The sequence below is a fragment of the Campylobacter sp. RM5004 genome (assembly GCF_022369455.1).
In the GTDB taxonomy this organism is placed as follows: domain Bacteria; phylum Campylobacterota; class Campylobacteria; order Campylobacterales; family Campylobacteraceae; genus Campylobacter_E.
This window is the reverse complement of the sequence record NZ_CP059599.1, coordinates 1,860,657-1,874,709: the sequence shown is the minus strand read 5'-3', so window position 1 is coordinate 1,874,709 and position 14,053 is coordinate 1,860,657. Positions and strand designations below refer to the sequence as shown.

Sequence of the window (14,053 nt, the reverse complement as noted above, 5' to 3'; positions counted from 1 at the left end):
TTTAACTTGCTGTGTTATGATATGTAAAATTAGTTCTATAACCTGTTGCTGGAAATATGCAAGTATTTATCATAATTATCTTTGTAATTAATAAATATTAAAAAAGTTTAGCAATAATTGATTAATTTTTATTTTAGGATTAAATAAAATGACCAATATAATTTTATGTGGTGGGAGTGGGACTAGACTTTGGCCGCTTAGTAGAAGTCTTATGCCTAAACAATTTCTTAGGATTTTTGATAATAAATCTTTGTTTTTACTAACATGTGAGAGAAATTCAAAACTTTGTGAAAAAACCATTGTTGTATCAAATGAACAGCAGTATTTTTTGGCACTTGATGAGATAAGCCAAACAAACGAAATTTATAAAAACATATCGTATTTACTTGAACCACTTGCTAAAAATACGGCTCCTGCGATAGCTCTTGCTTGTATGGGACTTAGCGCTGAAGAAGTGGTTTTGGTAACTCCAAGCGACCATCTTATAAAAGATTTATTAACGTATGAAAAGGTTGTAAAAAAAGCAAATGAGTTAGCTAATGAAGGCTTTTTAGTAACTTTTGGCATAAAACCAACTCACGCTGAAACCGGATATGGATATATAAAATCAAGCGATAATTTAAATGTAGATGGTTTTTACGAAAAACCAGATATAAAAACAGCACAAAAATACTTAAGCGGGGGGGGGTATTTTTGGAATTCTGGAATGTTTATGTTTAAAGCTGGTATATTTTTAGAAGAGCTTAAAAAACATTCAAATGATATTTATGAGATGAGTTTAAAAGCCTATCAAAACTCTAATAAAAACAATAACACTACTAGGATAAAACTTGATGATATGACACAAATCCCTGAAAATAGCATTGATTATGCTGTTATGGAAAAATCAAACCTGATTAAAGTTGTCCCTGCTGATATAAATTGGTCTGATTTGGGTAGCTTTGAGGCTTTAAGTAATGAAATGAAAAGCGTGGAGCATAAAGTCGTAAATTCAAATAATAACTTTGTATATAGCGATAAATTAGTATCTTTAGTAGGTGTTGATGATTTAATAGTAGTTGATACAAAAGATGCTTTATTAATCTCAAAAAAGGGTGAGTCTCACAATGTAAAGCAAATAGTAAGTGAGCTAAAAGATGATGAAGTAAGCAAGGCTCATACTACAGCTTATAGACCTTGGGGTAGTTATAGTGTGCTTGAAGTTGCAAATGGTTATAAGATTAAAAAAATCGTTGTAAATGTAGGTAAGAGACTATCTTTGCAAAAGCATTTTCACAGAAACGAGCACTGGATAGTAGTAAGTGGAACGGCAAGTGTTGAAATAGATGGGGTAAAGCAACTTGTAAGAGCAAATGAGTCTGTGTATATAAAAATGGGGCAAATTCATCGCCTAAGTAATGATGGTAAAATCCCGCTTGTGCTAATTGAAGCTCAAGTTGGCGAATACACAGGCGAAGATGATATAGTAAGATTTGAAGATGATTATAATAGAATTTAAGAAAGGAATTTAAATGAGTAAAAAAGTAGCTTTAATAACTGGTGTTACTGGTCAAGACGGAGCGTATTTATCTGAGTTTTTACTAAACAAAGGTTATGAGGTTCATGGGATTATAAAGAAGAGCATCACTTTTTAATACAGATAGAATTGACCATCTTATGGAGGATAGCAGTGTGGCTAATAATGGTTTTTTCTTACACTATGGCGATATGACTGATTCTATGAATTTAACTAGAATTGTGAGTGAAGTAAAACCTGATGAGATATATAACCTTGCTGCGATGAGCCATGTTCATGTTAGTTTTGATACACCTGAATATACTGCAAATGCTGATGGTATAGGAACTCTTAGACTTCTTGAAGCGATTAGGTTTTTAGGACTAACTGATAAAACTAAAATTTATCAAGCATCTACAAGTGAGCTTTTTGGTCTAGTTCAGCAAGTTCCACAAACAGAAAAAACTCCATTTTATCCTCGCTCTCCTTATGCTTGTGCTAAGCTTTATGCTTATTGGATTACTGTAAATTACCGCGAGGCTTATAATATTTTTGCTTGTAATGGAATACTATTTAACCATGAAAGCCCTATTAGAGGAGAAACCTTTGTAACTAGAAAGATAACCCGTGCAGCTGCAAAAATCGCCCTTGGAATGCAAGATAAGTTATATTTGGGTAATTTATCAGCTAAAAGAGACTGGGGTCATGCAAAAGATTATGTAAAAATGATGTGGATGATTTTACAGGCAAAAGAGCCAGAAGATTGGGTAATAGCAACTGGAGTTACAACGGAAGTTCGTGAGTTTGTAAGACTTGCTTTTGCTGAGCTTGGAATTGAAGTTGAGTTTCGTGGCAATGGAGTAGATGAAAAAGGCTATGTAAAAGCTTGTCATGGTGAGCATAAACTTGAAATTGGCAAAGAAATTGTAGCAGTTGATCCAAGGTATTTTAGGCCTACTGAAGTAGAGCTTTTAATAGGCGATGCAAGTAAGGCTAAAGAAAAACTTGGCTGGGTACCTGAATATGATTTAAATATGCTTGTAAAAGATATGGTAAAATCAGATTTAAAATTAATGCAAAAAGATAAATACCTACAAGACGGTGGATATAAAATCTTAAGGTATTTTGAATGAAAGTATTAAAAATGCTTGTTGCTGACTGGTGGGGTGAAAATAATGAAGCTAATTTTTATAATAATTTAATTATTAAAAGATTGCAAAAAAAATATAAAGTAGTTTATTCTAATACACCTGATTATTTATTGTATGGACCATTTGGGGATAATCATAAGAAATTTAACAATTGTGTTAAGATTTTTTTTACGCTTGAAAATAAGGTTTCAAATTTTGATGAATGTGACTATGGAATTGATTTTGATAATAATATTGCTAACAATGAAAGGCATTTAAAACACTATCATTATTTATCTGAATCATTTTATGATTCAACATTGGAAAAAAGGTTAGAAAAATTAAAATTTAAAAATAAATTTTGCTCTTTTTTGGTTAGCGCAAGGGCTAAAAATTCTCCGAGAGATGAATTTTTTAATTTTTTAAATGCTTATAAAAAAGTTGATAGTGGTGGGGGGTATTTGAATAATTTAGGTTATAGAGTAGGTGATAGATATAAAAATTTTAAAAAATCGAAATTAGAATGGCTAAAAGAATACAAATTCAATATTTGTTTTGAAAATTCATCATCAAGTGGTTATCTCACTGAAAAATTATTTCATGCTTTTGAGGCTGGTTGTATTCCTATATATTGGGGTGATCCAAGTATAAATGAAATAATAAATCCTAATTCCTATATAAACATTCAAAATTATGCAGATTTTAATGAAGCTTTAGAAAAAATAAAAGAAATTGATAGTAATGAAGAAGCTTATTTAAACATGTTAAAACAACCTATTTTTTTAAAAGATATAGATTATCATAAAATGTATTATGAAAAATTAGATGAATTTTTAGATAATATTTTTTCTCTTAATAAATATAAAGCCATAAAAAGACAAATTAAATTTTTTGATAAAATTAAAATAATGATTGGGATGCAATGAAAAAAACAGATAAAATTTATATAGCAGGACACAATGGGCTTGTTGGCTCTGCTATCTTAAAACATTTAAAAAACAAAGGTTACACAAATTTCGTTTGTTTTAGTCATGATGAGCTAGATTTAACAAATCAAGTAAAAGTAGAGCAAATGTTTGCTAAAGAAAAGCCTGATTATGTAGTTTTAGCAGCTGCAAAAGTTGGTGGTATAATGGCAAACAATACCTATAGGGCTGATTTTATATATGAAAACTTGCAAATTCAAAACAATATAATCCATAGTGCGTATTTGTATGGTGTTAAAAAGCTTTTGTTTTTAGGTTCAAGCTGTATTTATCCAAAAAATGCAAAACAACCCATAAAAGAAGAATATTTGCTAACTGATGAGCTAGAGTATACAAACGAGCCTTACGGGGTAGCAAAAATAGCTGGTCTTAAGATGTGTGAATCTTATAATCTGCAGTATGGCACAAATTTCATCTCTGTAATGCCGACAAACCTTTATGGTAATAATGATAATTTTGATTTAGAAAAATCCCACGTAATGCCAGCGCTTATTCGTAAAATGCACCTTGCAAAACTACTTAGTAAAAATAAATTTGATGAAGTTTGTAAGGATTTGGGCGTGGCTAATATAAATGAGGCTAGAGAATATTTAGCTAAATTTGGTGTGAGTGATAAAAGCGTAGAGATTTGGGGAAGTGGAAGGCCTTTAAGAGAGTTTTTGCATGTTGATGATATGGCAGCTGCAAGTGTTTTTGTGCTTGAAAATGTAGACTTTAAAGATATATGTGGAAATGGCGAGATAAAAAATACCCATATAAATGTTGGTTTTGGAAGTGATATAAGCATAAAAGATTTAGCTTATATGATAAAAGATATCGTGGGTTTTGGTGGAGAGATAGTCTTTAGCGCTGCTAAACCTGATGGCACTATGAAAAAGCTTATGGATAGCTCAAAGTTAAATAAGCTTGGATTTATACCAAAAATAAGACTTGAAGAAGGCATAAAAAGTGTTTATGAAAATTATAAGGAAAAGTTTTGAAAGAGATAAAGCTAAGGATTGTTGATTGGTGGGAAAAAGATAATGAAGAAAATTTTTATAACAATACCTTTGTTCAAATTCTTTCAAAAAAGTACAAAGTAGTTTATTCTAATAATCCTGATTATGTTATATTTGGTCCATTTGGATTAGAGCATATAAAATACATAAATAGTGTTAAAATATTTATTTCAGGTGAAAATGCGAGAGCAAATTGGGATTTTGCAGATTACGCTATTGACTGTGATTATATTGATTTTTTAGATAGACATTTTAGATTTCCATTTGCTTTTTGGAATTATGATTATTGCAATATTCAAAATATTAATAACAGACAAGAATTATTAAAGTATAAGAGCAAATTTTGTGCTTTTATTGTTACATCACCTTCAAATTTTAGCCCAAGAGATGAATTTTTTAAGAAGCTTTGCAATTATAAAAAAGTAGATTCAGGCGGAAGACATTTAAATAATATTAGAGGTTATATAGGTGATAGATATAATGATTTTACAAAGAGTAAAATAGAATGGCTAAAAAATTATAAATTTAATATATGTTTTGAAAATAGTTATCATCCGGGATATATTACAGAAAAAATTTTTCAAGCTTTTTCTGCTGGATGTATTCCGATATATTGGGGTGATCCTAGAATAGATGATATTATAAATCCAAAATCTTATATTAATATAAATAAATTTAGTAACTTTGAAGAGGCTATTGAGTATATAAATATTATTGATAATAATAATGATTTATTTTTAAAAATAGCCACAGAATCGGTATTTAAAGAAAATATTGATTATGTAAAATATTTTAATGATAAATGTGAAGAGTTTTTATTTAGTATTTTCGATCAAGACAGTATTAATGCAAAAAGAGCTTATATGCACCATAGGGTTGAAGATAAAATATGTGAAGTATTATCTTATATACCTGCATCTAATAATAAAAATTTTAATATCAAATATTATTTAAGGCATCCGAAAAAGTTGTTTAAATTATTATTAAGCAAATGATGAATTGTTAGATTTTAATTGTTATTGTAAAGAAAATATTTTTATAATGTGCTAATATGATGTTTATAAGTTGTAAAAATATTATTTTTGCATTTCTATTCTTAATTATATGTTGATAAAATTAAGAATAGTATAACTAATAACACTTGTTTTTTTATTGATAATATTTGCTGTAGTTAATTTTAGTTTTGTAAATATGAATATTAAATTTATTAGAATGTTATATGAAAATAGTAAGATTATATAAATAAGTTATGAGGTTTTAAATGCCACTAATATCAATAATTCTACCAACATATAATGTAGAAAAATATATTGCTCGTGCGCTTGAAAGCTGTATAAATCAAACATTAAAAGATATAGAAATAATAGTGGTAGATGATAAAGGTCAAGATAGAAGTATAGATATTGCATATGAATACGCTAGTCGTGATTATAGAGTAAAAATTATTGATAATACAACAAACAAAGGCACTTATGAAGCTAGAAATATAGGTGTAAGAAATGCTAATTCAGAATTAATTATGTTTTTAGACCCAGATGATGAATTAGAACTTAACGCATGTGAGATAGCTTTAGAAAATATGAAACCTAGTATTGATATGGTTTGCTTTAGTGCGTTTTCTATTATGAATCACCAAAGTTCTTATTTTATTAAACGTAATGATAAATCACTAAGTAACATTGAGTACATGAAAGAAAAAAGTGTATGGAGTATATGTGCTAGGGTAATTAAAAAAGATTTATTTTTAAGAACGATTGAAATTATAGGAAAGTATGATAGGCTAGTAATGGCAGAAGATGCCCTAATAAGCTATGTTTTAGCAAATATTTGTGATAAAATACTATTAAATAATATAAGCATTTATAAATATTATGAAGATATAGAATCTATTACTAAAAGTTATGATAATGAAAAATATAAAGCGGTAGAATATTCATATTTTAAGGTAATAGAGCTTATAGATAATATTTCAAGCATAAATGATTTTAATAAAAATTATTCAGAATATTGCAAGAATAAATTATTAGCTGAATATTATTCATATTCAAGAAGAATTTATAAAAAAAAGAATATTTTAAAATATTTAAAGTTAAAATTAATTAGCATTAAACAGCAAAAGCTTGTTAAAAAAACATACGAAAGGTTAAAATGCCACTAATATCAATAATCCTACCAACATATAATGTAGAAAAATATATTGCTCGTGCGCTTGAAAGCTGTATAAATCAAACATTAAAAGACATAGAAATAATAGTGGTAGATGATAAAGGTCAAGATAGAAGTATAGATATTGCATATGAATACGCTAGTCGTGATTATAGAATAAGGATTATTCATAATGAAGAAAATTTAAAATTACTCCATGCAAGAGCCGAAGGGGTAAAGGTAGCTACAAGTGAATTAATTATGTTTTTAGACCCAGATGATGAGCTTGAACCTAATGCTTGTGAGATTGTTTATAATAATTTTGATAAAAATTGTGAGGTTTTAAGATTTGGATATAATTTAATAGGTTTTGATGATAGTTTTAAATTAAATCACCCTAAAGATTATGATGATTTTATTAAAAGAATAAAGAAATTAGAATATTTTGATTTTTTAATGTGGGATATGGCTATAAAAAAGCAAAAATATTTGGAGTGCTTTAAATATATTCAGGAATATGATTTGACTAATATAAATATTGCTGAAGATGTTGTTTTTAATTTTATATTGAATGCTATTTGTGGTTGTTATAAAAAAATAACTTTTACACTTTACAAATATTATAAAAACAATACTTCTATGACCAATATTAAAACTTTAAATAGTTTGGAAGTTTCTATAAAAACTAAACAAGAAATAATTGTTTTTTTTAATTATTTATTTTGTAAATATCCTAATATTTTTAAAAAAGATTTGTATTATTCTCATGATTTTTTTATAAAAAAAGTAATTATGGAAGAAAAATTACTTGTTCAAAATATGAATACTAGCTTGGTAAATAAATTAATAAATAAAATTAAATATAAATTAGAAATTAAAAGATTAAGATATCTACAAAAGAAATATTTAAATAAAGGTTAAAATGCCACTAATATCAATAATTCTACCAACATATAATGTAGAAAAATATATTGCTCGTGCGCTTGAAAGCTGTATAAATCAAACATTAAAAGATATAGAAATAATAGTGGTAGATGATAAAGGTCAAGATAGAAGTATAGATATTGCAAAAGAATACGCAAATATAGATGATAGAATAAAAATTATTGATAATATAACAAACCAAGGCACTTATGAAGCTAGAAATATAGGTGTAAGAAATGCTAATTCAGAATTAATTATGTTTTTAGATCCAGACGATGAATTAGAGCTTAACGCTTGTGAGATTGTAAATAGTATTGCTGGGGGGGGGCAAAGTTGCATTGATATGATTTGTTTTAATGCTATATATATTCAAGAAAATAAAATTATACAAGTAAAAACTTTTAATGATGAATGTTTTGTAAATTCTAATTTTCATAAATTTATTTATGGAATAGATTCATTTTGGAATTTATGTTTTAAATGTGTTAAAAAAGATTTATATTTAAAGTCTATAACCTTTATTGATATAACAAGCAAAATTAATATGGCAGAAGATGCATTGGTATTTTATTTTATACTTAATTGTTCAAAAAATATAATTTCGGTAAGCACATATTTATATAAATATTATATAAACAGTAATTCAATAATGAATACGGGTAATTTAAAAAAGATTAAAGCTAATATAAGTACTGAAAAATATGTAATTAATTTAATTGGTAGAAATAAATCAAAAGATACTAAGAAAATAAAGAGAATTTTATTGTATAGATTAAAAAAATCATTAGTATATAAACTATATAAATATAGAACAACTAAATATCCAAGAATAAAGCCTTTGTTTAGACTCATATTAAGCATAAATAAAAAATACTTTAAAATTATTGGGTTTTTAAATAATTTTAAAATTTGATACCTAAAAATTTCTTTTTTATTTTTGGCTTCAAGTTGGTTTGATTGTATTCAACGATATCTATAATGCTATTATTTGCTTTGTTTATAAAATTAATTTGATCGTGTACTCTTCCAAGTTTTTTAGCTTGTGTTAAATTTAAAAAATACTCATCAATTAATTTATCATGCATATTTTCAAAGTTGTTATTTTTATATATCATCTTATTGATATTGCTTGTTTTGTTAAAATCAATTTGTTCTAAATTATTACCTTCCAAAAAATCCATACCTATATAGTATATGTTTTTATAACCTAAGGATTTACCTAATAACATTAGCAATATTCCGGAAGTTGGCCTTAAATTATCATAATAATTATATAAGCTTAGTTCTTTTAAATATTTATAATTTAATAAATCTTTTAAAGTGTAAATATATGGATGATGATTTAACAATTCATTTAAATCAAAATTCTCATCCCATCCTTTATTTACATAATTTAAACATATATATTCTATTTCATATTCTTGATTCTTTGATATTTCTTGAATTGTTTTTAGTTGAGAATATATAAACTGTGGATTAAACATAACTAATTTAATGTTTTTACCAATATAATATTGTTTTTCGGCATAAAATTGATTACATCTAAATACATCAAAATTACTTGGCAATGAATTTAAATCTATATTTTTAAGGCTTGGACCGTTTCCGGCTACAATTAAATTATCGCTATCTCTTTTAAAATTTATCATCTTTAAATCCTTTTTTTTACACTAGCAATGTAGTATAACCTTTAAATAAAAATTAAGGTTAAAAAATGCAAATTTTAAATAGAATTATAGATGAAAATCATCCGGCACTAGTTATTGCGGAAATTGGTATTAATCATGGTGGTAGCCTTGAAGTTGCTAAACAGATGGTAGATGCAGCTCATCGTGCAGGGATTGAAATAGTAAAACATCAAACTCATATAGTAGAAGATGAGATGAGTAAAGAAGCTAAAAAGGTAATTCCAGGCAACTCAAACGATAGCATATATGATATTATGGCTAGATGTGCTTTAAATGAAAATGATGAATTAGAGCTTAAAAAATATGTAGAAAGTAAAGGCATGATTTTCATATCAACTCCATTTAGCCGTGTAGCTGCTCTTAGATTAGAGAGTTTTGGGGTAAGTGCTTATAAAATTGGCTCTGGCGAGATGAATAACTATCCGCTTTTAAAATTAATCGCTAGTTTTCACAAGCCTACAATTATTTCAACAGGCATGAATGATATAGCTTCTATTAAAAAGGCTGTGAAGATTTTTAAAGACGAGAACACTCCTATTGCATTACTTCATACTACAAATCTTTATCCAACACCACCACATTTAGTAAGACTTGGAGCTATGCAAGAGATGATGAGAGAATTTCCTAATTTAGAAATAGGACTTAGTGATCATACTTTAAATAACAATTCATCAATTGCAGCTATTGCTTTAGGTGCAACGATAATTGAAAGGCACTTCACCGATCACAAAAATAGAGTTGGAGAAGATATAGTTTGTTCTATGGATGAAAATGAAGCAAGAGAGCTTGTAAATGCTGCAAAAGAACTTCATCAAATGAAAGGTGGCAAAAAAGAAGCAGCAAAAGAAGAAAAGGTTACTATTGATTTTGCATTTGCAACTTGCGTAAGTATAAAACCTATTAAAAAAGGAGAAGTGTTTAGTGTAGATAATCTTTGGGTAAAACGCCCTGGAACAGGTGAAATACTAGCTGAACATTATGAGAGTATATTGGGCAAAAAAGCAAAATATGATATAGAAAACGATACTCATATAACCTGGGATATGATAAATGAGTAAAAAAATACTTTTTGTAAGTGGGACTAGGGCTGATTGGGGAAAGATTAAACCACTTATAAAAGAGATTGATAAGTGTGATGATTTTTCTTATATGATTTATGCTTGCGGTATGCATTTGCTAGAGCAATTTGGAAGCACTTATAAAGAGATTATTAAGGATGGATTTTCAAATTTATATTTAGCAAAAAAATATGAAACAAATAAAACTGATATTAATTTATCTCATTTTATAAGTGATTTTAGCGAGTTTGTAGGTTCGTATAAACCTGACATGATAGTAATTCACGGAGATAGACCAGAGGCGTTAGGTGGAGCTATTGTTGGGGCGTTTAACAATATTCTAGTAGCTCATATTGAAGGTGGAGAAAAAAGCGGCACTATAGATGATAGTATAAGACATTCAGTTACTAAGCTATCCCATATACATTTTGTAGCAAATGATGAAGCTAAAGCTAGACTTATTCAATTAGGGGAAGACGAAAAGACCATTTTTATAATAGGTTCAGCTGATATTGATGTAATGCTAAGCGATGATTTACCAACTTTAGAAGATGTTAAAAAATATTATGGTATAGATTTTAAAGATTACGCAGTATTTTCATTTCATCCAGTTACGACCGAAGTTAATTTTATACAATATCAAGTTGAGAATTTAATTCGTGTATTAATTGATAGTAAAGAAAATTATATTTGCATATATCCAAATAATGATTTAGGTAGCGAAATTATTTTAGGTGAGTTAAAAAAATTAGAAGTTAATCCAAGATTTAAGTTGTTTCCATCAATTAAATTTGAAAAATTTTTAATTTTGTTAAAACATGCGAAATTTATTATAGGAAATAGCTCAGCTGGTATTAGAGAGGCTAGGGTTTATGGAACTTATTGTATAAATATAGGCTCTAGACAAAACGCAAGAGTTAAAGATGATATTAGATTTTTAAAGACTTTTAAATCAGATGATAGCGAGCTTTTAGATTTTATAAAAACACATGATTTTAGTATAAAAAATAAAGATAATATTTTTAGTAGTGGAAATTGTGCTAATGAATTTTTAAACGTATTAAAAAATGATTTAATATGGAAAACAAATTTACAAAAAAGGTTTAATGATTTATGAAAGTTTTGGCAATCATTCCAGCAAGAAGCGGCAGTAAAGGTGTAAAAGATAAAAATATTAGACTCGTAAATGATATTCCTTTAATGGCATACACTATAAAAGCCGCTAAAACAAGTGACATTTGCGATGAAGTAATGGTATCAACCGATAGTGTAGAATATGCAAATATTGCTAAAAGTTATGGTGCTAATGTGCCGTTTTTGCGTAGCGAGAAGACAAGTAGTGATACGGCTAAAACTTTAGATTGTGTTTTAGAGGTTTTAGATGAATATAAAAAAATAGGTAAAACATTTGATGTTTTAATAATTTTACAACCAACTTCACCGCTTAGAGATGCTAAAGATATTAAAGAAGCTTTTAAGACTTTTTTAAAACATGAAAAAAGTGTAGCTAGTGTATGCGAAGGTGATAATGTAGTGCTACTTAGAACTATAAAAGATGATAAATTAGAAAAAATAATAGAGCAAAATAGCACAATAAGACGTCAAGATTTTAAGAAAAATTATAAAATCAACGGAGCTATTTATATAAATTATATTAAAGATATAGATGAAAATACAAGCTTTAATGATAATGAAATAGCATTTGTTATGAAACAATCACATTCAATTGATATAGATGCTGAATGGGATTTGCAGCTTCTAACAAAATTGATTTAAATTTTGAAATTTTGCTTATCATTTAGAGAATAATTTCGGAATTTGAAATAGGAATTATCTAATTTTTTTTAGCTTATGATTTCTTAGTTTTATCATTGTAGATGAGCTAGATTCGTTTAGATTATCATCTACAATTATATTTGCGATACTTTTTGCATAGTTTATATTAAATTTATCCCCGTGTAAATTAGCACTACTTGAGTATAAATATTTAAAATCTTTTAAAAATATACTATGTTTATTATCATTTACTAGCCTAAAAGATAAGCCGTTTTTATGAATATATGTGGTTTTTTTTGCTCTTCTTATTTTGTTTTTAAACTTATTTGGGCATTTTGCTAAAAGTTTTAAGCTTGTTAGATAAGCGCTTGTTGTTATGCAAGGCTGATTTAAATTTCGCTTTTTGGCAAAATTAATTTCTTTATAATCCTTGCTTAAAAACCCTGCAGTAGTGTCAGTTTGAGCTAGATAAATCATTTTACAAAGCTTGGAATTTTATTTAAAATCATGGTTGTAAAATCTATCATTTGATTCATCATCCACGGCATTAAAAATATTATTATGATAACAACTAGGATTATTTTAGGCACAAAACTTAAAGTCATTTCGTTAATTTGCGTTGTAGCTTGAAAAATACTTATCAAAAGACCTGCAATTAGTCCAGCAAGTAGCATTGGCAAAGATAGCATTAAAGCGATTTTAAAAGTTGATACTCCAAGCGAAACAAGTGTGCTTTCCATATTAATCCTTATCATCTAATTATTAAATAATTTTAGGCAAAATAACTAAATATAACCAAAACAAGGAAGAGCTATTAAAACTAATTTTTTAAAACTAATAAAAGAATTTGATATAAACCTTTGGCTTTTAATATCTATACTCCTTACCCATTGTTGTTATTGTTTGATTTTTTATTTTAATGAAATAACTCCGATGGCTATTTTTAATATTTATTCTATTACAAATTATATTTTAGCAATTTGTTTTTATTCAATACATAGAACAAAACTAGCCTTTTTTATGACATTTTTTGAGATTTTTACTCATCAAATCGTAGGCTCTTATTATTTAGGTTTTGCTAGTGGGTTTAATGTTGTTTTAATGTGTTTGTTTTTCTTGCAATTTACATTTTTTACTAGATGGTCTAGTATTGCAATGGTAAGTTGTGGTTTGATTTTAAGCGTATATGGATTACATTATTTTAAAGATTATTTGGTTGGCGAATACTCTTATGCTCAAGAATTATTTTTCTATGTAAATTCTTTTGCTAGTGCTGTTTTTATGATTGTATATGGTGCGTTAGCAACAGTTTCTCAGAGCAAAAAACTAGCAGATTTGACCTATTTGATACACAAAGATTTTTTAACAGGTCTTTTTAATAGAAAGTATTTTGAAGAAAAGGTCGTTTCTAATCTTAATAAAGATGAATCAATTTTAATAGCAATATGTGATATAGATAATTTTAAAGCTATAAATGATAATTATGGTCATGATATAGGCGATATTGTTTTAAAAAGCGTAGCATCAGCAATTTATTACGAAATATTAGAATATAAAGGTGTGGTTGCTAGATGGGGTGGTGAAGAATTTATAGTAAAAGTAAATCTTAAAAACAATCAAGAAGCAGAGCATTGTATGAATATAGTAAAAAATTCAGTAGCAAGACAAGAACTTAAAAAATACAATATAAAACCAACTATAACAATAGGTGGAATTTTTATACAAAATCCTAATAAAGATGACTTTGAAAAATATTTCAAAATAGCAGACCAAGAACTTTATTATGGTAAAAAAAGCGGAAAAAATTTAGTAAATATTCAAGTATCTTAAAAAATATTTTTAATTTTAAGTTT

14 protein-coding genes and 1 pseudogene are annotated in these 14,053 nt (G+C 27.2%); 12 read left to right on the top strand and 3 right to left on the bottom strand.

Going from position 1 to position 14,053, the window contains the following annotated elements:
• Positions 1 to 148 precede the first annotated feature (148 nt).
• From AVANS_RS09345 to AVANS_RS09310, 8 genes and pseudogenes are all read left to right on the top strand, one after another.
• Complete coding sequence (locus AVANS_RS09345; protein WP_239817604.1) at positions 149 to 1,498, top strand: mannose-1-phosphate guanylyltransferase/mannose-6-phosphate isomerase; 1,350 nt, start codon at positions 149 to 151, stop codon at positions 1,496 to 1,498.
• A 13-nt stretch (positions 1,499 to 1,511) separates the two neighbouring features.
• Positions 1,512 to 2,628, top strand: a pseudogene (gmd, locus tag AVANS_RS09340) (GDP-mannose 4,6-dehydratase).
• A complete protein-coding gene (locus tag AVANS_RS09335) occupies positions 2,625 to 3,551 on the top strand; it encodes a glycosyltransferase family 10 (protein WP_239817603.1) in 927 nt (308 codons plus the stop codon). The pseudogene gmd and the gene AVANS_RS09335 overlap by 4 nt, the downstream one beginning before the upstream one ends.
• The gene (locus AVANS_RS09330) at positions 3,548 to 4,591 is read left to right on the top strand and encodes a GDP-L-fucose synthase (RefSeq protein WP_239817602.1); all 1,044 of its coding nucleotides are present in this window, start codon (positions 3,548 to 3,550) and stop codon (positions 4,589 to 4,591) included. Before AVANS_RS09335 ends, AVANS_RS09330 begins: the two co-directional genes overlap by 4 nt.
• A complete protein-coding gene (locus tag AVANS_RS09325) occupies positions 4,588 to 5,604 on the top strand; it encodes a glycosyltransferase family 10 (protein WP_239817601.1) in 1,017 nt (338 codons plus the stop codon). The genes AVANS_RS09330 and AVANS_RS09325 overlap by 4 nt, the downstream gene beginning before the upstream one ends.
• Before the next feature lie 266 nt (positions 5,605 to 5,870).
• Entirely contained in the window at positions 5,871 to 6,767 is an 897-nt protein-coding gene (locus AVANS_RS09320; RefSeq protein WP_239817600.1) for a glycosyltransferase family 2 protein, read from the top strand.
• Complete coding sequence (locus tag AVANS_RS09315) at positions 6,758 to 7,675, top strand: glycosyltransferase family 2 protein (protein WP_239817599.1); 918 nt, start codon at positions 6,758 to 6,760, stop codon at positions 7,673 to 7,675. Before AVANS_RS09320 ends, AVANS_RS09315 begins: the two co-directional genes overlap by 10 nt.
• A 1-nt stretch (position 7,676) precedes the next feature.
• Complete coding sequence (locus tag AVANS_RS09310) at positions 7,677 to 8,591, top strand: glycosyltransferase family 2 protein (protein ID WP_239817598.1); 915 nt, start codon at positions 7,677 to 7,679, stop codon at positions 8,589 to 8,591.
• Here the strand turns inward: AVANS_RS09310 and AVANS_RS09305 are convergent.
• Complete coding sequence (locus AVANS_RS09305; protein ID WP_239817597.1) at positions 8,581 to 9,327, bottom strand: alpha-2,3-sialyltransferase; 747 nt, start codon at positions 9,325 to 9,327, stop codon at positions 8,581 to 8,583. The two genes, AVANS_RS09310 and AVANS_RS09305, sit on opposite strands and share 11 nt — an antisense overlap.
• A gap of 65 nt (positions 9,328 to 9,392) precedes the next feature.
• On the opposite strand from AVANS_RS09305, the gene AVANS_RS09300 reads away from it, so the two are divergent.
• Genes AVANS_RS09300 through AVANS_RS09290 form a run of 3 tightly spaced genes read left to right on the top strand, consistent with a single transcriptional unit; the run spans position 9,393 to position 12,200 of the window.
• Complete coding sequence (locus AVANS_RS09300; RefSeq protein WP_239817596.1) at positions 9,393 to 10,424, top strand: N-acetylneuraminate synthase family protein; 1,032 nt, start codon at positions 9,393 to 9,395, stop codon at positions 10,422 to 10,424.
• A complete protein-coding gene (neuC, locus tag AVANS_RS09295; protein WP_239817595.1) occupies positions 10,417 to 11,541 on the top strand; it encodes a UDP-N-acetylglucosamine 2-epimerase in 1,125 nt (374 codons plus the stop codon). Before AVANS_RS09300 ends, neuC begins: the two co-directional genes overlap by 8 nt.
• On the top strand, positions 11,538 to 12,200 hold the full coding sequence (locus tag AVANS_RS09290; protein WP_239817594.1) for an acylneuraminate cytidylyltransferase family protein: 663 nt from the start codon (positions 11,538 to 11,540) through the stop codon (positions 12,198 to 12,200). The genes neuC and AVANS_RS09290 overlap by 4 nt, the downstream gene beginning before the upstream one ends.
• A 54-nt stretch (positions 12,201 to 12,254) precedes the next feature.
• On the opposite strand, the gene AVANS_RS09285 is transcribed toward AVANS_RS09290, so the two are convergent.
• Together AVANS_RS09285 and fliQ are read right to left on the bottom strand one after the other, a co-directional pair.
• Positions 12,255 to 12,677: a Sua5 YciO YrdC YwlC family protein gene (locus AVANS_RS09285; protein ID WP_239817593.1), complete on the bottom strand. Its 423-nt coding sequence runs from the start codon at positions 12,675 to 12,677 to the stop codon at positions 12,255 to 12,257.
• On the bottom strand, positions 12,674 to 12,940 hold the full coding sequence (fliQ, locus tag AVANS_RS09280; RefSeq protein ID WP_239817592.1) for a flagellar biosynthesis protein FliQ: 267 nt from the start codon (positions 12,938 to 12,940) through the stop codon (positions 12,674 to 12,676). The genes AVANS_RS09285 and fliQ overlap by 4 nt, the downstream gene beginning before the upstream one ends.
• Before the next feature lie 193 nt (positions 12,941 to 13,133).
• Between fliQ and AVANS_RS09275 the strand changes: the two genes are divergently transcribed.
• Entirely contained in the window at positions 13,134 to 14,030 is an 897-nt protein-coding gene (locus tag AVANS_RS09275) for a diguanylate cyclase (protein WP_239817591.1), read from the top strand.
• Positions 14,031 to 14,053: the final 23 nt, after the last annotated feature.